This window comes from Pseudochrobactrum sp. AO18b (assembly GCF_000409565.1).
In the GTDB taxonomy this organism is placed as follows: Bacteria; Pseudomonadota; Alphaproteobacteria; order Rhizobiales; family Rhizobiaceae; genus Pseudochrobactrum; species Pseudochrobactrum saccharolyticum.
Window position 1 is genome coordinate 1 of the sequence record NZ_ANNO01000451.1, and the last position, 832, is coordinate 832.

Here is an 832-nt window from a genome sequence, read left to right on the forward strand (position 1 = left end):
TTGGGCCGTTTCAGTCTTTTCCGGTCAGCTTCGGCTTTCAATGCCGCACAATTGCATCGGTTGAGGCAAGGGGCACAAAGCGCATCTTTTTTAGCTGTTCTTATACAGATATGACTGCCGGAAAATGCAGGATTGGATTTCGGGTGCCGGAGGGCTCCTTTTCTGCTGTTTCAGCCGAAGACTGATGTCAGGCTTGTCGCAATTGCCCAGATAAGAAATGCAGCCGGGACAGCCAGACCGGCTAGAAAAATTCCCAGAAATACATAGGCCGCATCATCGGTGCGGTTTCTCATCTGATCGGCAGGCTTTTGCCATTGAGCGGGTACACCATCATACATTGCGGGTCTCCTCCGATATCTTCTTAATGGATTTATTATGATCTGAATGAGAAATACTGCAATACTGAATATAAAAAGATTTGAATTGCACGAAAATGATGGTATTAGCTGTTTTCTGTTGCTGCTGGTTTTAAAAATCTGATATTTATCGACGTGTAATTTTATAAATATTGATTTTAACTCTATGATTTTTATAAATTTTACCTTTATACTGTATTTTTTGAAGTATCTGTAATTTCAATAATTGCTGAATGTTTCGATAAATATGAGATTTCAGTACGATTTGTAGTCTCAATAATCCCATGAAGCCGGACAAAATTACTGCAAACTGAGTCGGCTTAACCGGCACTGGTTTTCATCGCGCCGCCACAGAATGTTGTCGCTGCTACAGTTCTTTCGTGCGTGCTGCGCATAGCGGTTTCACTCTGCCTTGCAATGCTGCATGACTGTTATGCATTATTGTTTATTGTCGGTTTTTTTTTCTTCCGTTTTTA

The 832-nt window shown here is 41.2% G+C and carries 1 protein-coding gene; it reads right to left on the minus strand.

Annotated elements, in window-relative coordinates:
* Positions 1–170: 170 nt before the first annotated feature.
* On the minus strand, positions 171–338 hold the full coding sequence (locus A918_RS22130) for a hypothetical protein (protein ID WP_022712226.1): 168 nt from the start codon (positions 336–338) through the stop codon (positions 171–173).
* Between the last annotated feature and the right edge of the window lie 494 nt (positions 339–832).

Excerpts from the sequence above, each read along its gene's own strand:
- A918_RS22130 (WP_022712226.1), bottom strand. The coding sequence starts at position 338 with ATGTATGATGGTGTACCCGCTCAATGGCAAAAGCCTGCCGATCAGATG.